15 protein-coding genes are annotated in these 17,615 nt (G+C 49.3%); 9 read left to right on the top strand and 6 right to left on the bottom strand.

Annotated elements, in window-relative coordinates:
- Positions 1-65 precede the first annotated feature (65 nt).
- From ACN0R1_RS07330 to ACN0R1_RS07305, 6 genes are all read right to left on the bottom strand, one after another.
- Positions 66-1,733: an AMP-binding protein gene (locus ACN0R1_RS07330; RefSeq protein WP_417581409.1), complete on the bottom strand. Its 1,668-nt coding sequence runs from the start codon at positions 1,731-1,733 to the stop codon at positions 66-68.
- 33 nt (positions 1,734-1,766) lie between these two features.
- Complete coding sequence (locus ACN0R1_RS07325; protein WP_417581407.1) at positions 1,767-2,555, bottom strand: class II glutamine amidotransferase; 789 nt, start codon at positions 2,553-2,555, stop codon at positions 1,767-1,769.
- A 7-nt stretch (positions 2,556-2,562) separates the two neighbouring features.
- A complete protein-coding gene (locus tag ACN0R1_RS07320) occupies positions 2,563-3,021 on the bottom strand; it encodes a bactofilin family protein (RefSeq protein WP_417581405.1) in 459 nt (152 codons plus the stop codon).
- On the bottom strand, positions 2,970-3,905 hold the full coding sequence (locus ACN0R1_RS07315; protein ID WP_417581403.1) for a M23 family metallopeptidase: 936 nt from the start codon (positions 3,903-3,905) through the stop codon (positions 2,970-2,972). Before ACN0R1_RS07315 ends, ACN0R1_RS07320 begins: the two co-directional genes overlap by 52 nt.
- 93 nt (positions 3,906-3,998) lie before the next feature.
- On the bottom strand, positions 3,999-5,774 hold the full coding sequence (locus tag ACN0R1_RS07310) for a DEAD/DEAH box helicase (RefSeq protein WP_417581401.1): 1,776 nt from the start codon (positions 5,772-5,774) through the stop codon (positions 3,999-4,001).
- 136 nt (positions 5,775-5,910) lie between these two features.
- Entirely contained in the window at positions 5,911-6,405 is a 495-nt protein-coding gene (locus tag ACN0R1_RS07305) for an exonuclease domain-containing protein (RefSeq protein ID WP_417581399.1), read from the bottom strand.
- A 354-nt stretch (positions 6,406-6,759) separates the two neighbouring features.
- On the opposite strand from ACN0R1_RS07305, the gene ACN0R1_RS07300 reads away from it, so the two are divergent.
- The 9 genes from ACN0R1_RS07300 (at position 6,760) to ACN0R1_RS07260 (ending at position 17,606) form a co-directional block, all read left to right on the top strand.
- Positions 6,760-7,257: an FKBP-type peptidyl-prolyl cis-trans isomerase gene (locus ACN0R1_RS07300; RefSeq protein WP_417581397.1), complete on the top strand. Its 498-nt coding sequence runs from the start codon at positions 6,760-6,762 to the stop codon at positions 7,255-7,257.
- A 131-nt stretch (positions 7,258-7,388) separates the two neighbouring features.
- Positions 7,389-7,754, top strand: a complete 366-nt coding sequence (locus ACN0R1_RS07295; protein WP_417581395.1) for a response regulator — start codon at positions 7,389-7,391, stop codon at positions 7,752-7,754.
- Positions 7,755-7,776: 22 nt separating this feature from the next.
- The gene (locus tag ACN0R1_RS07290) at positions 7,777-9,858 is read left to right on the top strand and encodes a chemotaxis protein CheW (protein ID WP_417581391.1); all 2,082 of its coding nucleotides are present in this window, start codon (positions 7,777-7,779) and stop codon (positions 9,856-9,858) included.
- A gap of 9 nt (positions 9,859-9,867) precedes the next feature.
- Entirely contained in the window at positions 9,868-10,359 is a 492-nt protein-coding gene (locus tag ACN0R1_RS07285) for a chemotaxis protein CheW (protein ID WP_417581389.1), read from the top strand.
- Positions 10,360-10,375: 16 nt separating this feature from the next.
- On the top strand, positions 10,376-12,745 hold the full coding sequence (locus ACN0R1_RS07280; protein WP_417581387.1) for a methyl-accepting chemotaxis protein: 2,370 nt from the start codon (positions 10,376-10,378) through the stop codon (positions 12,743-12,745).
- Positions 12,746-12,776: 31 nt separating this feature from the next.
- Entirely contained in the window at positions 12,777-15,044 is a 2,268-nt protein-coding gene (locus ACN0R1_RS07275) for a methyl-accepting chemotaxis protein (protein ID WP_417581385.1), read from the top strand.
- Positions 15,045-15,097: 53 nt separating this feature from the next.
- On the top strand, positions 15,098-15,943 hold the full coding sequence (locus ACN0R1_RS07270) for a CheR family methyltransferase (RefSeq protein ID WP_417581383.1): 846 nt from the start codon (positions 15,098-15,100) through the stop codon (positions 15,941-15,943).
- The gene (gene cheD / locus ACN0R1_RS07265) at positions 15,940-16,554 is read left to right on the top strand and encodes a chemoreceptor glutamine deamidase CheD (RefSeq protein ID WP_417581381.1); all 615 of its coding nucleotides are present in this window, start codon (positions 15,940-15,942) and stop codon (positions 16,552-16,554) included. The genes ACN0R1_RS07270 and cheD overlap by 4 nt, the downstream gene beginning before the upstream one ends.
- Entirely contained in the window at positions 16,554-17,606 is a 1,053-nt protein-coding gene (locus tag ACN0R1_RS07260; protein ID WP_417581592.1) for a protein-glutamate methylesterase/protein-glutamine glutaminase, read from the top strand. The genes cheD and ACN0R1_RS07260 overlap by 1 nt, the downstream gene beginning before the upstream one ends.
- Positions 17,607-17,615: the final 9 nt, after the last annotated feature.

Below are 17,615 nucleotides of genomic sequence, written 5' to 3'. Positions count from 1 at the left end.
AAATGTATAGGCGTTCAGTACAGGCTTGTCAACGCGGGAAAGTTAGCAATGGCGAGTCTATTGAGTTAATCATTATGGCAACGCTTGCTGCTTTCCAACTGACGTAGCGCCTGTTCTTTCAATTTGCGTCTTAGTACTTTGCCGACCGCTGTGCGAGGTAGTGTGGTGCAAAATTCCACGCACTTTGGCACTTTGTAGGCGGTCAGACGCTCCTTGCAGTAGGTGCGTACTACCTGAGGTGTGAGGTTGGTGCTGCGGGTCATGACGTAGAGCTTGATTCGCTCTCCGGTGGCCTGATCAGGTAAGCCAATTGCAGCGCAGTCCTCAACCTCGGGCATGCTGCATACTAAAGCCTCTAGTTCACTGGGATATACTTTAAAACCGGATACACAAATCAGCTCTTTTTTGCGATCAATGATTTTCAATACACCTTCCTGCGTTAGGAGGCCGATGTCACCGGTATTTAGCCAGCCATCTTTGGCAAGTACCTGTTGTGTTTCCTCGGGTTGATTCCAGTAGCCCAGCATGACCTGTGGCCCTTTGACCTGTATTTCACCTGTTTCACCGATTGGCAGAAGATTGCCCTGGTCGTCGATGATGCGTACCTGGGTGTTGTTGAGTACAGGGCCGACACTGCCCGCAACGATATGATCAGGGCGGTTGACACTGACAACCGGTGAGCACTCAGTCAAGCCATAGCCTTCAGCAATGGCCGATCCAGTCACTTCAGACCAGGCTGTTCCCAACAAGGGTGACAGTGCCATACCACCGGAGATGGTCAGTCCAAGGTGTTTAAAGCCAAGGCGTTTGAAGTGTTTATGATTCAGCAGTGCATTAAACAGCGGATTGATTCCAGCAAATACAGTGGGTTTGTGTGACTGGAAACAGCGGATCAGTGACTTGATGTCTTTAGGATTTGGGACCAGTTCGGTGTGGGCTCCCTGGCTGAAAAACGCAAGATTCAGCATGAATGCATAGATATGATAAAGCGGTAGAGGTTGCAGCAGGCGCTCTTGTCCAGTATGAGTGTACCTTTCCAGCAGGTCCTTGAGCTGTTTCAGGTTGGCCATTAGGTTGCCTTGGGTCAGCATGGCGCCTTTAGGGATGCCGGTTGTTCCCCCGGTATACTGCAGCAGTGCCAGATCATTGGCTGTTTGTTTAACCGGCTGCCAGGCTTCAACTGAGTGCTGGCTTAACACCTGGTGCAGTCGGGTTGAGTTAGGGATGGCGCTGTCTGAAAAGGGTATGGCAATATGACGAACGTATCGGTTTAACAGCCAGCCTTTGACCGGAGGATGCAAGTCTCCCAGTTCTGTGACCAAAATACTCGACACGTCGGTGTTTTCCAGCGCTAAAGCGGCCCGGCGAACGAGTGGAGCAAAGGTGATAAGTGCACGGGCACCTGAATCCTTGAGCTGAAAATGCAGTTCAGCAGGTGTATACAGCGGGTTACTGTTAACTAGCACCAAGCCAGCGCGCTGGATAGCGATCATGGCCAGTGGATACTGCATCATATTGGGTAAGTGCACGGCTACACGATCACCTGGCTTCAGCTCAGTCTGCTGCTGAAACCAGCCAGCCAGAATACGGCTTTTTTGGTCCAGTTCAGCAAAAGAAATGCTGCCACCCGAATGAGAAAAGGCGGTGCTGTTACCAAACTGTCTGAAAACGGAATTGAACAATTCGTTCAGACACAGGGCATTATGGTAGAGAGGCGCTGATGTTTTTGTCATTTTACTCCCTCGTTATACGACTATTGTCGTATGTCAGGGCGTAGTATGCAAACGTCTTACGACTTTTCCATCCACAAAAACGACCATTTCCCCGGTTTCCAGCTTGGACCAGACTTCATTATTGGTCAGCGCATCGGTAGCAATGACTGTAACAATATCGTTGGGTGTGGTGACCGCTTCAAAATTAACCGCGACATCGCAATCACTCAGTCGGGCTTCACCAAAGGGTGATTGTCGCGTAATCCAGCAGAGCTTGGTGGTGCAATAGGTGAACAGATGGGTGGATTCGCTCAGCAGCAAATTGAACACACCGAGGGATCGCAAGGTTTCACAACACTGATGAATAAAATCTGTCAGGGTTGCAAAATCCTCGGGGGGGGATGGAAAAGTAGTGCGTATCTGATCCAGTAACCAGCAGAAAGCATACTCACTGTCTGTGGAGCCGACCGGGAAGTAGTGCTGCAATGGCCAGTTAAATATTTCCGGATCCAGTTGGCCATTATGTGCATAGCACCATTTGCGTCCCCAAAGTTCACGATCAAATGGGTGGGTGTTTTCAAGGCAGACTTTGCCTACATTGGCCTGACGTATATGGCTGATGACAATGCGACTTTTGATTGGATATTCAGCAATCAGTTGGGCAATGCGCGACTGTGCGCTGGGAGCCGGGTCGTGAAAAATACGCAGGCCGCTGCCTTCATAAAACGCTATGCCCCAGCCATCTTTATGTGGGCCAGTGCCGCCGCCACGTTGCATCAAACCAGTAAAACTGAAACAGATATCTGTGGGTACGTTGGCACTCATGCCAAGCAGTTCACACATGATTTATTTAACCTTTTTTGAGTGTGATGCGTTCAGGCAGTGATGCCAGGATGTCGTTATGTTCGCTGTTTTGGGGCGCATCAGATAGTTCGATGGTATTGATTCCCAGTGTGGGCTCTGGCAGGCTGCGCTCGCCGACAAACACGCCACCCTGATCAACCTTCATGTCAGCGCAGCAGACCCTGGCGTTAACCTGCCCACCCGGTTCAATAAATAGATGGTCGCAGATAACTTCACCTTCCAGTTTACCGCTGACAAAAATTTTGGTGCCACGGACTCTGCCGGTTATCAGACCATAGATACCAATCGAAACGTCATCTTCAGCGACGATATGCCCTTCAAAGGTACCATCCACATGCATTTTTCCACTGATACGGGTATCACCGGAAAAGCGATTGCCACGAGCAATAATGCTTACTGTGGCCCGCCCTGGTTTAGGGGGTACATGGCGCTTAAGGATTCCCACGCTACATCCTCTATGTTACTGAATAGAGATTCAAAATTATCCAATCCCCAGTCTACAAAATATTTAGGGTCCAGTGGTGCATATAAGTGCCGGACTTCATAATGCAAGTGTGGCCCTGTTGAGCGACCAGTGTTACCACTATAGCCGATCAGTTGGCCTTTATGTACATATTGCGATGATTCTACTTCAGCCTTCTGCAGATGAGCATAATAGGTTTTAAAACCAAAATTATGTTGCAGTACAATCAGGTTACCAAAACCCGATCCTTGGTCATAACCAGATTTTTCTACGATGCCGTCAGCTGTGGCATAAACAGGAGTGCCTCTGGCTGCCGGAAAATCCAGGCCGTTATGCGGTGATCTCTGTCGGGTAATTGGGTGAACACGAGAGCCAAAACCAGAACCGATACGGGTGCCTTTGATCGGCAGGCCATTAGGAATGCTGTACAGCAGGAATAGCCGTTGTACTGTAGCGGCTTTGAGTAATTCTGAACGGTCGGCTTGGGCTGTGTCTTCTGGTATGTCAGTCAATACACCCAGTATGGATTCTATTTCTGTTAGGTCTGCATCCAAACGGATTTTTTCTTCTTCCAGTTGAGCGCGTTCATAGAAAACTTCAGAGTAACGTGAGCCCAATTCGGCCAGGTTTTCCAGATAAAATTGTTGTGTGCCCAGGGCTTCAGTGAATTGCTCTTCAAGGGTGATTTTTTCTTGTTCCAATCCCTGTAAGTCATCACGAGTTTTAACCAAGAGCAGGTTGGATATAAAAAAACTGAGTGCAGAGAGGAGTAAAAACAAAGCTACTAGATAGCCAGCAAGCTGACTAAGCGTATATTGACGAGAACCGCGAACGGTTGTCAGGGTGATGATCAGTTTCTGTCGCAAATGAGAGAGTCCAGTCTGCAAAATCGTTGTAATATAACGTTAGCAGTTGGCTGGTGTCGAGTGGGCAGCTAGGTTAGCTGCCCACTCATCAGTTTAAGCGCGTGGGCGCTCGCGACTCGTGCTACTGTTGCTTTTACGCGGTGCGGCTTTGCGCTTTGGCTTGGCCGGTTGGCTATCACGATCTGAAGGCAGATCGTCAGACCAGGGACGGATATTCAGTGGCTGGCCACAAATGCGTGCGCGTTTCAGGATTTGTAGCATCGGTGCCGGTATGCTGTTAGGCAGATCGACGGTGCTGAAGTTCTCGCTGATATCTATGCGACCGATATACTGGCTTTCGACACCGGCTTCATTGGCAATAGCACCCACAATATTGCCTGGCTTCACGCCATGCTGATAACCCACGCCTATCCAGTAACGCTGCATGCCTTCAGAGATGGCATCATTACCACGGGCACGACGGGCCGCTGGCTTACGGTCACCACCGCGCTCGTCACGGGGATCACGGGCGTCACGAGTACGTTTTTCACGTACAGGTGCAGGTTCGCGTTCATCCATAAATAGCGGGGTTTTTTTGTAAAGTAATTTCAGCGCCGCTGCTGCCATTTGCTCTGGGGTAAGATCGGTGCTTTCGGCAAACTGTTTGATCAATGGCAGGTATAGATCACAGTCAGATGCGGCAGCTTCCAGCTCAATCTGCAGGCGAGTGATGCGCAATGCATTGATATCTTTAGCGGTAGGCAATTCCAGTGTTTCTATCGGCGAGCGAGTGGTGCGTTCAATCTGCTGCAGCAAGCGCTGTTCTCTAGGCGCAACAAACAGAATAGCATCACCTGAGCGGCCAGCACGGCCGGTACGACCGATACGGTGGATATAGGATTCTGCATCATAAGGAATGTCGTAGTTGACTACGTGGGTGATGCGCTCGACATCCAGCCCGCGCGCCACAACGTCGGTTGCGACGACTATATCCAGGGCGCCACTTTTGAGTTTATCGACGACTTTTTCACGTTGATTCTGGGCGATATCACCATGCAGTGCGGCAGCTGGGAAGCCTGCGCGGGTAAGCTGCTCAGCCACTTCTTCAGTCGCATTTTTGGTGCGTACGAATACCAGAACGCCTTCGTGTTCACGCAATTCCAGCAGACGTGTGAGCGCCATGGCTTTGGTCATGCCGCGTACGGTCCAGACTCGCTGGCGGATAGTGCTGGCGGTAGCCGTTTTGTTAACGATTTTCACGATGGCCGGATCTGACAGATAGTTGTCAGCAATACGACGGATAGCAGGCGGCATTGTGGCTGAAAACAGGGCGATCTGACGCTGAGCCGGGGTGTGCTGCAGAATCCATTCAACATCATCGATGAAGCCCATGCGTAACATTTCGTCGGCTTCGTCCAGTACCAGTGTCTTAAGCTGATCCAGTGCCAGGGTGCCGCGTCGGATATGATCCATTACGCGTCCAGGCGTGCCGATAACGACATGAGCACCGCGGCGCAAACCACGCAGCTGCTCATCATAGCCCTGGCCACCATAGATGGAGAGGGTGCGTATACCGGTCAGATGTTTGGAATAGCGTTCGCAAGCCGTTGCGACCTGTAGTGCTAACTCGCGAGTTGGCGCCAGGATTAATAGCTGCGGAAAGGTTTTTGATGGATCAAGACGCTGCAGCAGAGGCAAGGCGAAAGCGGCCGTTTTACCTGTGCCTGTTTGCGCCTGACCTAATAGGTCGCGGCCCTCGAGTAGAGCAGGAATGGTGCCAGCTTGAATCGGTGACGGTATTTCATAACCTACGTCGTTCAGTGCTGCAAGAATAGGTGCAGATAGACCCAGGTCACCAAAGTTGGTGGGGAGAGTTTCAGTATTGGACATGCTGTGATTTATACCTGATAGAAGAGAGGTGTTTTGTGAAACGTGCCGCTCAGTTAGCAAAGAGGCGGGCCGCACACATTTAAGCAGCAATGCCTCAGAAAGAAGCGCAAATTGTATAGACTTACTGGACCTTTGTCTAGTGGGTCTGTGGTGAGGTGTAACCCATCAGTATCTCGCCAATGATTCGGGCGTCGGCCAGTGCGCGGTGTGGCATCTGTTGCTTTTCCAGTTCAGCAAAGATAAGAGTCTGGCGGTTGAGTGATAAGACTGAATCTATTCCTGCCAGCTTAAACAGCATAGGACGCTGGGCTGTTCTGAATAACCGCCGTAGCCACATAAAGTCAAAATCTGGTGCATCAGAGATGAGGCGGTTAGAACCATCAGCATGCTGGCTAATAAAATGGTTAAGTTGATCGCAGGCGAGGTCGGGCGCAATGCCATCGCGGAACAACTCGGCCCGTTCGATACCATGGATCTCTTCGGCAACATCATCCCAGTGTGACCAGTCTGGATGGGGTCTGATTAAGAAGCTCAGCGACGTGTCTGGTTTATCAGTGTTGTAAACACCGATTTCAATCGGGTAGGAGTGATCAGGGTCCAGACCTGAGGCTTCTATGTCAATAATAAGCATGGAGATAATGTAACCTGTAGCTGTGTTTTAAATTGTATGGAGTGTCGGCTATGGATAGAATCAAAGCATACCATTATTACAACGAATTGACGCAAATAGAAAAACAAGAGGTTTCCGTAAGTAGGACCTGTCATGATGCGGTTGTGTGTGGTTGAGATTCATCTAGTGATGTGCAATATGCATGCTTGGCAAAGGCTGACAAGGCGTTCTATTTGGCTAAGTATAGTGGTAAAAACCCTATTAGCTTCTATGATGAACTGTTAGAACAAGAGCGTATTAAGCCAGCACAAAATTTTATAAATAGTGAAGCTGAGTTGTTTTGAAACTTATAACAGGAAAAACAGGAAAGGTGCGATGACACAGATACAAGATGACATGGTCGTTGGTTTTTTTTACACACTACGTAACGCCGAAGGTGACGTGCTAGAGTCAAATGAAGATGATCAACCGATGGTCTATCTGCACGGACACAATAATATGATTCCCGGGTTAGAAGCGGCTATGTTGGGTAAACAGGCTGGTGACAGTTTTGATATTACGCTTCAGCCAGAAGACGCTTATGGTGAGCGAGATGAGGGTCAGGTGCTCAAAGTGCCGGTTAAGCACTTACAGGGCTTGTCCAAGGGTGAGCGAAGCTGGAAAGCGGGCATGGTGGCTTTGGTTGAAACTGATCAAGGGCCGCGGCATGTAACTGTATTAAAGCCAGGTCGCTTTATGGTGCAGGTGGATACCAATCATCCACTCGCAGGTCAGACGCTCAGTTATGCCATACGGATTGACTCTCTGCGTCAAGCGGAAGCTGGAGAGATTGCTCATGGGCATGCTCACGGGCCGGGCGGGCACCATCATTGATTTGAAGGCTGTAACTTTACACTAATGTTAATTTAATGCGTATGGCGTATTAAAAGGAATATTATTTATTGATATTGATTGGCTTTTAGGCTTATATTGCGTTTAAATCTTAACTAGTCATGGAGGATCCTATGGGGAAGTCTATACTTACTGTGGATGACTCGGCATCTATTCGACAGATGATCAGTTTCACCCTCAAAGGTGCCGGTTACAGCATTACCGAAGCCGTAGATGGAAAACAAGGGTTGGAAAAAGCCCAGGCGGCACATTTTGATCTGATTCTGACAGATCAGAATATGCCAAATATGGATGGGCTGACTCTGATTAAGAGTTTACGAGCGCTGCCAGCCTATCGCTCTGTCCCTATTCTGGTGCTCACTACTGAAGCCGGTGATGCCATGAAGTCTCAGGGGCGTGCAGCCGGTGCGACGGGCTGGCTGGTCAAGCCCTTTGATCCACAGAAACTGATCGAGGTTGTGCGCAAGGTGATCGGTTGAATCTGCGACAGGAAGTGGCTATATGAATATAGATCTGAGTCAGTTTCATCAGGTATTTATCGATGAAGCCTATGAACATCTGGGTAGCATGGAAAAGCTGCTGCTGGCGCTGGATGTGGAAGACCCTAGTCTGGAAGATCTTAATGCCATTTTTCGTGCTGCACATTCGATTAAGGGTGGTAGTGGCACGTTTGGCTTCAGTGATATCGCCTCGTTAACCCATGCATTGGAAACCCTGTTAGACAAATTGCGCAAGCAAACTCTCGCGGTTACTGATGAAATGATCTCGGCTTTTCTGACCTGCTGCGATCTGCTAAGTGCCATGCTGGAAGCACACCAGGATGGCTCTCCTGTTGATGAACTTCAGATTGACGCGGTTCGAGCTGAGTTGCTCAGACTGGGTGATGAGCATAGCGACCTTACTGAACAGGCTGTTACTTCGGAAACAACAACGGCAGTCGAGTTAGTCAATGCGCCGATCTGGCTGATAGATTTGCATCCAGGCAGCGATATTTTTTCCGGAGCCGCGTCTATTGATGCGGTCAGTGAAGATCTGGCTGCTTTGGGTCAACTCAGTGTGATCAATCAACAACCTAACAGCCATATCTCCTGGCGGCTACAAGGTCCTGAAAACCCTGATGCTATCAGTGAGATCTTCGCATTTATTTGCCAGCCCTCTGATGTGTCTATTCAACCCGAATCAGAGGGTGACGAGGTTGACAGTGATGAGGGCTTTGGCTTCTTTATCGATGAATCTGAACTTCCGGCGCAACAAGCTCAACAAGAGGTGGAGCAGGGCTTTGGCTTCTTTGTTGACACAGATGAGTTGCCAGTCAATCAAGTGGCAGTTCAGCCACAGCCGCAGGAACCACAAATCACCGTCGCCAAAAAAGTCCGTGCCGATACACCAAAGCCTCAAGCCGAAACATCGATCAGGGTCGGTGTAGAAAAGGTTGATCAGTTGATTAATCTGGTAGGCGAACTGGTGATTACCCGCTCAATGTTGGCTCAGTCCGTGTCACAGCTGGATGCGGTGGAGTATGAATCGATCCATAACGGTCTGGTTAATTTAGAGCGTAACTCCCGCGACTTGCAGGAAGCGGTGATGTCGATCCGCATGTTACCGATCAATTTTGTGTTTGGACGGTTTCCACGTGTGGTACGTGATTTAACTCAAAAAATGCACAAAAAAGTCCGTTTAAAGCTAGTGGGTGAAGATACCGAACTGGATAAAGGGCTTATTGAAAAACTTGCCGATCCCCTCACGCACCTGCTTCGCAATAGTATTGATCATGGCATTGAAACGCCTGAAGTACGTCTTGCCGCTGGAAAACCGGAAGAGGGTACCATCACACTCAGTGCCAGCCATCAGGGCGGCAGTATTTTAGTCGAGATCGTTGACGATGGTGCTGGTTTGAATCGTGAAAAATTGCTGGAGAAAGCACGAGAGAAAAACCTGCCCATATCAGACAATCCCACAGATAAAGAAATCTGGCAGTTAATTTTTGCGCCCGGATTCTCAACGGCCAAAGAAGTGACTGATGTTTCTGGACGTGGTGTGGGTATGGATGTGGTGCAACGTAATATTTCTGAGATGAAAGGGCAGGTTGAAATTGAATCGATTCCCGGTGTGGGCACTACTATTAGCCTGCGCCTGCCTTTAACACTGGCCATTCTGGATGGCATGACGCTGCGTGTAGGCAAGGAAATTTTCATCCTGCCACTGACGCGGATTCTGGAATCTTTTCAGCCTGAACCTGAACAGCTGAAAACTCTGTCTGGCAAGGGGCGGGTGGTGCAGATGCGCGGTGAATATCTGCCATTACTTGAATTATACAAGACGCTCAATCTGGAACCCGATGTCACTGAGCCCGAAAAAGGCATTTTGGTAGTTGTTGAGACCAACAGTGGCAAGGTGGCCCTATTTGTAGATGAGCTGATCGCACAGCAGCAAGTGGTGATTAAAAGTCTGGAAACGCATTACCGCAAGGTGGATGGGATCTCTGGTGCAACCATCATGGGTGACGGGCGCGTGGCACTTATTCTTGATATCGACAAGTTGGCACGTATGAATAGCACAGATAACCAGTTGCAACAGGGTTGAGGTGGAAATATGACAGAGGCAACGCAGGATAACCCGGAGTTGAATCAGAATGGTGAATATCTGACATTTACCCTGGGTGAGGAAGAGTACGCTATCGATATCCTCAAGGTACAGGAGATCCGTGGCTATGATGCTGTCACTCACATTGCCAATACACCCGACTATATAAAAGGTGTGATCAATATGCGTGGGGTGATAGTTCCGGTGGTGGATATGCGCCTGAAGTTTCATTTAGGCAATGCCACCTATGATCAATTTACCGTGATGATTATTCTCAACCTGGGGCAGCGGATTGTGGGTATGGTGGTGGACACGGTATCCGATGTGGTGGCATTGAAGCCGGATGATATTCGTCCGGCACCTGACTTTGGCGCCAGTTTCGACACCCAGTATTTGTTGGGTTTAGCTGCTGTGGGTGAACGTATGGCCATCGTTGTGGATATAGAAAAACTGATGACCAGCCAGGAAATGGGGCTGATCGATCAGTTAGCCAGCGTTTAAATTACAGGACTAACAGATGAAAAATATCAGTGTCAAAGCTCGGTTAATTTTTGTCATCGGCCTATTGTCAGTTCTGCTGATTGTTATCGGTGGCATGGGGCTTAATGGTATGCACAACGTTGATTTGCGACTGGAAACAGTATTTGAAGACCGTCTTGTACCTTCGCATCAACTGGCGGATATCGAATACAGAATGCAACGTAACATCATTGAGCTGCAACTGGCCGCAATGCATGATCCGCGGCTGGAGGAGCATACGCTGCATAATCACACTATACAGTTGCATACTGATCGGGTTCGCGAAAATATTGCGGCTATTACCCAAGCCTGGGAAGTGTATATGCAGTCTTCCCTGTTGCCGGACGAGCGAGCGCTGGCTAACAGCTTTGCCGAAGCCCGACGAGATTTCGTACAAAATGGTCTGCTGATTGCCGTGGAATTATTTGAAGACAGCAATTTTCGTCAGGGTAATATGCACATGATTCGCGTAGTTAATCCAGCTTTCAGTAAGGCCCATGATCTGGCAACAGAGTTGCTGCAGCTACAGGTCACAGTTGCCGAGCAGGAATATCTGGCTGCAATAGCCGAGTATGAGCGCACTCGACAAATCGCTGTAGTGATGATTGTGGTTGGCGTGCTCTTGTCAGCGTTGATCGGTTGGTTGCTGATCCGCGCTATTGTGAATCCGCTCAATCGTGCCATAGGTTATTTTGGGCAGATTGCCGATGGCAAGCTGGATAATGTCATTCAAGTGGATCGCCATGACGAAATAGGGAAGGTTCTACTGGCATTGGAGAGCATGCAAGCCAAGCTGAATAGCGATATTACTGAAACCAGGCGTATCGCTGATATTAATCTGCGGATTAAAAATGCACTCGATAGTGTGTCAGCCAATGTGCTGGTTGCGGATGCCCGTTTCGAAATCATTTATGTAAATTCGGCCGTATTGGAGATGTTCCGTAGTGCGGCAGTTGATATTCGTAAGGAGCTGCCGCGTTTCAATCCGGAAACGCTAGTCGGCAGTAGCATTGATCTGTTGCATAAAAATCCCGAAATGTTGTCCGTTTTGCAAGGTAAACACCAAGCTACCGTGTCTATCGGTGGTCGTACCTTTGATCTGGTCGCTAACCCGATTTTTAATCAAGAAGGTGAATGCCTGGGATCCGTTGTGGAATGGAAAGATCGCACAGACGAAGTGGCGGTTGAACAGAGTGTCACCGATCTGGTTGAAAAAGCGACACAGGGCGACTTCAGTGCGCGGATCGAATCAGATCATTTGCAGGGCTTTTTCAAGCGTCTGGGAGACGGCGTCAATAAGCTGATGTCCGTGACAGATACAGGCCTGCGTGAAGTGATGCGGGTCATGAACCATCTGTCAAAAGGTGAGCTGACTGAGCAGGTCACCGGTGATTACCGTGGATCCTTTGGTGAGCTTCAAGCAAGTACAAACTCGACGGTTGAGCACCTGAAGTCACTGGTGAGTGACATCAAGCAGTCAGTTGATGCAATCAATACGGCCGCGCAGGAAATAGCGGCTGGTAACACGGACTTGTCACAGCGCACTGAAGAGCAGGCATCCAGCCTGGAGGAAACAGCATCCAGTCTTGAAGAGCTGACTTCAACCGTACGTCAAAATGCGGATAACGCACGCCAGGCCAATCAACTGGTACAAAGTGCAGCTCAGATAGCTGAAAGTGGCGGCGAGAAAGCGCGCCGCGTGGTTAAAACAATGGATGCAATTAGCGAAAGTTCCAGCAAAATTGCAGATATCACCACGCTGATTGATGGTATAGCGTTCCAGACCAATATTCTGGCATTGAATGCGGCTGTTGAAGCCGCTCGTGCCGGTGAGCAGGGGCGTGGTTTTGCTGTGGTGGCGGGGGAAGTACGCTCGCTGGCGCAGCGTTCAGCTGCGGCAGCCAAAGAAATCAAAGAGTTGATCAGTCGTTCAGTGAGTATCGTCGATGAAGGTAGTGATCTGGTTACTGAAACCGGTAAAACCATTGAAGAGATCGTTATATCGGTGAAACGTGTGACTGACTTAATGGGTGAAATATCAGCCGCGTCTGAAGAGCAAAGCCAAGGTATAGAGCAGGTGAATCAGGCTGTCACTCAGATGGATGACGTAACCCAGCAGAATGCCGCTTTGGTTGAGCAAGCGGCTGCCGCCGCTGAATCTCTTGAAGAGCAAGCAGGGTCTTTAGCAACGTCTGTGGCTGTGTTCAAACTGGATGAACAGTCTGCATTGGTTCGTAAGCCTCCCAGGTTACAGGCCTCCCGTGCAGCGGTGAAAAAAACCGCAGTAAAACCCAACCTGGTAAAACCAGCCAAACGCTTAGCACCTCCTCCCATAAGAGCTAATGAGGACGAGTGGGAAGAGTTCTAAGTATACGTCTTACAAACAAGGGGACCTGGTAATGACAATTAAAGCAAAAATATCCGCTGGCTTTGCGGCGGTAGCTCTCATTGCACTGCTGCTTGGCAGTCTGGGCTACTGGGGAGCTGTTCGCAGTGAAACGATCATTGCTGAGCTCGGTGAAAGACGCCTGCCGGCTGTACAGACTGTACTTGAGATGGAGGTGGCACTGAATAGTGTTGTAACTGGTTTCAGAACGTTGATGGATCAAAGTGCTGATACGGCGTCTCGTAATCGTCAGTATCAGGTTATCGCTGAGGGTCGTGAGACCTATCGGGCCCTGGTAAATCGTTATGATGCTTTGCCCAAGTCGGTTGAAGAAGAGCAGGCCTGGCAGGTGTTCCAAACGACCTTGCCGGACTGGCTGTCGGCAAATAACGCCATAGCCGACTTGCACCAGGAACTGGATGAACGGCGTAGCGCCAACCCGCAGGCTTATGTGGGTGATCTTCAAAATCGTATTGCTGAAGTCACCATGGGTGAAACTCTGCGCTATCAGGAAGCGGCGTTTGCCGCACTGAAACAGGTGGTGCAACTGAATATGAGTGCGGCTGCCGAAGATGTCGAGTTTGGTATCAGTCAGGCGGTAATGTTAGAAATCATTAGCCTGCTGGCAATGTTAATCGGTGTTCTTCTGGCAGCCGGCTTGGGTATTGTTATTACGCGTGGCATTACACGTCCTTTGACGCTTCTGGTGAATGCGGTTGAGCGTGTTCGCGACAGTGGTAACTTTAATGAACAGGTGAACTATACCCAGAAGAATGAAATCGGCCAGGTTATTCGTGCCTTCAATACCTTACTAGATTCGCAGAAACACGCCCTTGAAGAAGCTAACAGTACCATCGAAGCCCTGGCATCAGGTGACTTCAGTGCCCGCATTCAGGGCGATTACGCCGGGGATCTTGATGCGCTGAAAACGGGTATCAACCACAGTGCAGAAACTATTCGTGTCACCATGGAGGAGCTATCCAAAGTCATGCAGGCGATCCGTCAAGGTGAGTTTGGTGTGTCAATTAATCCGGCCCTGGTTCGAGGTGATTATCGACTGATGCTTGAAAATGCAGCCTATGGTATGCAGTCACTCAAACACAGTGTTGATTCCATAGTGGATGTTATGACTCATGTCGCTCAGGGGCAGTTTGGGCATCGTGTTGATGCCGATGCTTCCGGCGAAATGTTGAAGCTGAAAAATATGATTAACCAGTCGGTTTCTGCGCTGGAAACAGCGTTTATGGAAATTCAACGGGTGATGCAGGCGCTTGCCAGCGGGGATTTGACTGAGCAGGTTCAGGGACAGTATCCAGGGGATTTGGGTGCTCTGGCCAGTGCTGCCAATACTACTGTGATGCAATTGGCTGACGTTATTCAGCAAATCAACCAGTCTGTAGAAAATGTTAATACGGCGGCTACCGAGATCTCTGCCGGCAATACCGATTTGTCTCAGCGTACTGAAGAGCAGGCATCCAGCCTTGAAGAAACCGCGTCCAGTATGGAAGAGTTAACCAGTACGGTAAAACAAAATGCTGATAATGCCCGCCAGGCCAATCAACTGGCCGGGCAAGCTAACCTTGTCGCTGAAGCGGGTGGGAGTAAAGTACAAGAGGCGGTTACTACTATGCAGGAACTGACCTCCAGCGCTGAAAAAATCACCAATATCATCAGTGTGATTGACGGTATCGCTTTCCAGACCAATATATTGGCTCTGAATGCAGCTGTTGAGGCCGCTCGTGCGGGGGAGCAGGGACGTGGTTTTGCGGTCGTGGCCGGTGAGGTAAGAACCCTGGCGCAACGCTCAGCTGCTGCCGCTAAAGAGATACAGGCGCTGATCAAAGAGGACACCCGAATTGTTGAGCATGGTAGCCGATTAGTGAGTGAGGCCGGTGTCTCAATGACCGAAATTATCCAATCGGTCAAACGTGTCACTGATATTATGGCGGAAATATCGGCTGCATCTGAAGAGCAGAGTCAGGGTATTGAGCAGATCAATCAGGCGATAACACAAATGGATGATGTGACCCAACAAAATGCGGCATTGGTGGAAGAAGCCGCTGCTGCTGCCGAGTCCCTGGAGGATCAGGCGATTACATTATCTCAAGCCATTTCCGTATTTAAAATCAGCTCGTCTGACAGAAAAGCTATTCGGGCACCCAGATTGCAAGCAAGTCCGGTAAATAAAGCTAAAGCTATGGCTAATAAAGTGGAAAAGCCAACTGCCGTTAAACGTTTACCGTCCTCAGGCACTTCTGAAGACGAGTGGGAGGAATTTTAAATCTGAATGATGCATGTGAATCAGAAACAACGCATATAGGAAGCGGGTGGCCAGTGGATCGCGAATTTGTATTCAGAAATGAGGACTTTGAACGTATTCGTAAGTTAATTCGTGATCGCGTGGGGATTTCGCTTACAGATAAAAAACGTGATCTGGTTTATAGCCGTATAGCCCGACGTTTGCGTGCCTTGCATCTGACCGAGTTTTCAGACTATCTGGATTATTTGGAACAGCATGAAGATGAAACACAGGATTTCATCAATGCGCTGACAACTAACCTGACGGCGTTTTTTCGCGAATCACATCATTTTGACTATCTTGCTGAGGCAATGCAGGCCCAACAGGCTGGAACTAAGCGACCGTTTAACATTTGGTCAAGTGCCTGTTCAACCGGTGAAGAGGCCTATTCCTTGGCGATGACAGCGATTGAAGCCTTTGCCTGCTGGGACCCACCGGTCAGGATACTGGCGACCGATGTCGATACACGTGTGCTTGAGCATGCTCAATCTGGTATTTATGACATGGAGCGTCTGGCAAAACTGCCTGATGAGCGGGTCCACCGGTTTTTTTACAAGGGGCGTGGTGCGCGCAGTGGAAGTGCGCGTATCCGACCGGAGGTGCAGCAATTGATAAGGTTTCGTCCGTTTAATCTGCTCATGCCTAAGTGGCCGATTAAAGGACGCTTTGATGCCATTTTCTGTCGTAATGTCATGATCTATTTTGATAAGGCGACGCAGTACAGCATTCTATCTCGCTTTCATCCGCTCTTGTCTGAGCAAGGCTTGCTCTATGCTGGTCATTCTGAAAGCTTTCAGCATGCGGCCGATCTGTTTCGCTCACAGGGCCAGACTATTTTTTACCCCGTGCGTACTAACCCTTCACTGAGGTCTAATGGATGAATGCCTCTACTGACAGGCCGCATACACCGGTGCCGGATATCTATTTTGACCCCTACTTTGAACTGGATGCCGTCAAAATTCTTCCCGGTGAATATTATGTGACGGGGCGTGACATGATTCTGGTCACGGTGCTGGGTAGCTGTGTTTGTGCCTGTATTCGAGACCCTCTCACTGGCATCAGCGGTATGTGTCACTTCATGTTACCTGAACAGCACCGAGATGACTCGTTGATCAACAGAGCCATGTGTTATGGCAACCATGCGATGGAAACCTTAATCAATCAACTGATTGAAAATGGCGCGCAGCGTGAACAACTGCAAGCCAAAGTATTTGGTGCATGCAATGCAATAGCGTCACCGGGTGGGCATAAAATGGGTGAGCACAATAGCCAATTTGTAGTGTCCTACCTTGAGAAAGAGCGCATAACGGTGCTGGCGCGGGACCTGCTGGATGTTTATCCGCGTAAAGTGTACTTCTTTACCCGCACGGGGCTGGTTAGGGTAAAAAAGCTGAAAAAGCTTAACAACACAACTATTCTGGATAGGGAAGCCGATTATTATAATCGCTTGATGGAAGCTGACATGTCAGATGATGTGGAGTTATTTAGTTGATAAAAAAAGAAAAAATTAAAGTAATAGTGGTAGATGATTCAGCACTTATTCGTCAGCTACTGACTGAAATAATCAATAGCCATCAGGACTTGCAGGTCGTTGCTTCTGCACCGGATCCGCTGGTTGCACGTGAGTTGATTAAACTGCATAACCCGGATGTACTGACGCTGGATGTCGAAATGCCACGCATGGACGGCCTGGAGTTCCTTGAGCGCTTGATGCGCTTACGCCCTATGCCGGTGCTGATGGTATCCTCATTGACGGATACGGGGTCTGATGTAACGCTCAGAGCATTGGAGCTGGGGGCCATCGATTATGTTGCCAAACCTAAAGTGGATATTGCCAAAGGTTTGCAAAGCTACTCCGAGCTAATTGCTGAAAAACTGCGCATCTGTGCTTCAGCCAATGTGGCTTTAGCCACACCAAAGCGGGGGAATGTTACCCGTATAAGCCGTGGTTACTCTTCAACAGAGAAGGTTATCTTTGTGGGGGCTTCCACTGGTGGAACAGAAGCAATACGTAAGTTTCTTGAACCCCTGCCAGCTGACATGCCAGCCATCATGATTACTCAGCATATGCCTGAAAATTTTACCAAAACCTTTGCTGAACGACTCGACAAACTCTGTACCCTGCAGGTACAAGAAGCAACCCACAATAAACGCTTACTACCTGGGCAGGTGTATATAGCTCCGGGTAATGCACACCTGGAGATCGCACGCAGTGGTGCGAATTACATGACAGTGCTGAGCGATTCGGCACCAGTCAACCGGCACCGCCCGTCTGTGGATGTGTTGTTTTTCTCCGCTGCACGCGTAGCCGGTGCCAATGCTATCGGGGTGATTCTGACCGGTATGGGGAAGGATGGTGCTATAGGATTAAGAGCAATGAAAGATGCCGGTGCGGCAACCTTGGCACAAGATGAGCAAAGCTGCATTGTTTTTGGTATGCCGAAAGAGGCTATAGCCTTGGGCGCCGTAGATGAAGTCTTACCTGTTACAGCAATGCCTGGTCGTGTGATAGAGATAGTAGGCCAGCGAATTAACCGAGTTTAAGGAAAAGCA

The organism is Nitrincola sp. (genome assembly GCF_048264025.1).
In the GTDB taxonomy this organism is placed as follows: domain Bacteria; phylum Pseudomonadota; class Gammaproteobacteria; order Pseudomonadales; family Balneatricaceae; genus Nitrincola.
The sequence above is the reverse complement of the archived record's forward strand: the minus strand, read 5'-3'. Positions and strand labels throughout refer to the sequence as shown.

Coding starts and splice junctions, on each gene's coding strand:
- ACN0R1_RS07300 (WP_417581397.1), top strand. CDS start 6,760: ATGACACAGATACAAGATGACATGGTCGTTGGTTTTTTTTACACACTA.
- ACN0R1_RS07275 (WP_417581385.1), top strand. CDS start 12,777: ATGACAATTAAAGCAAAAATATCCGCTGGCTTTGCGGCGGTAGCTCTC.
- cheD (WP_417581381.1), top strand. CDS start 15,940: ATGAATGCCTCTACTGACAGGCCGCATACACCGGTGCCGGATATCTAT.
- ACN0R1_RS07305 (WP_417581399.1), bottom strand. CDS start 6,405: ATGCTTATTATTGACATAGAAGCCTCAGGTCTGGACCCTGATCACTCC.
- ACN0R1_RS07325 (WP_417581407.1), bottom strand. CDS start 2,555: ATGTGTGAACTGCTTGGCATGAGTGCCAACGTACCCACAGATATCTGT.
- ACN0R1_RS07285 (WP_417581389.1), top strand. CDS start 9,868: ATGACAGAGGCAACGCAGGATAACCCGGAGTTGAATCAGAATGGTGAA.
- ACN0R1_RS07280 (WP_417581387.1), top strand. CDS start 10,376: ATGAAAAATATCAGTGTCAAAGCTCGGTTAATTTTTGTCATCGGCCTA.
- ACN0R1_RS07290 (WP_417581391.1), top strand. CDS start 7,777: ATGAATATAGATCTGAGTCAGTTTCATCAGGTATTTATCGATGAAGCC.
- ACN0R1_RS07310 (WP_417581401.1), bottom strand. CDS start 5,774: ATGTCCAATACTGAAACTCTCCCCACCAACTTTGGTGACCTGGGTCTA.
- ACN0R1_RS07295 (WP_417581395.1), top strand. CDS start 7,389: ATGGGGAAGTCTATACTTACTGTGGATGACTCGGCATCTATTCGACAG.
- ACN0R1_RS07330 (WP_417581409.1), bottom strand. CDS start 1,733: ATGACAAAAACATCAGCGCCTCTCTACCATAATGCCCTGTGTCTGAAC.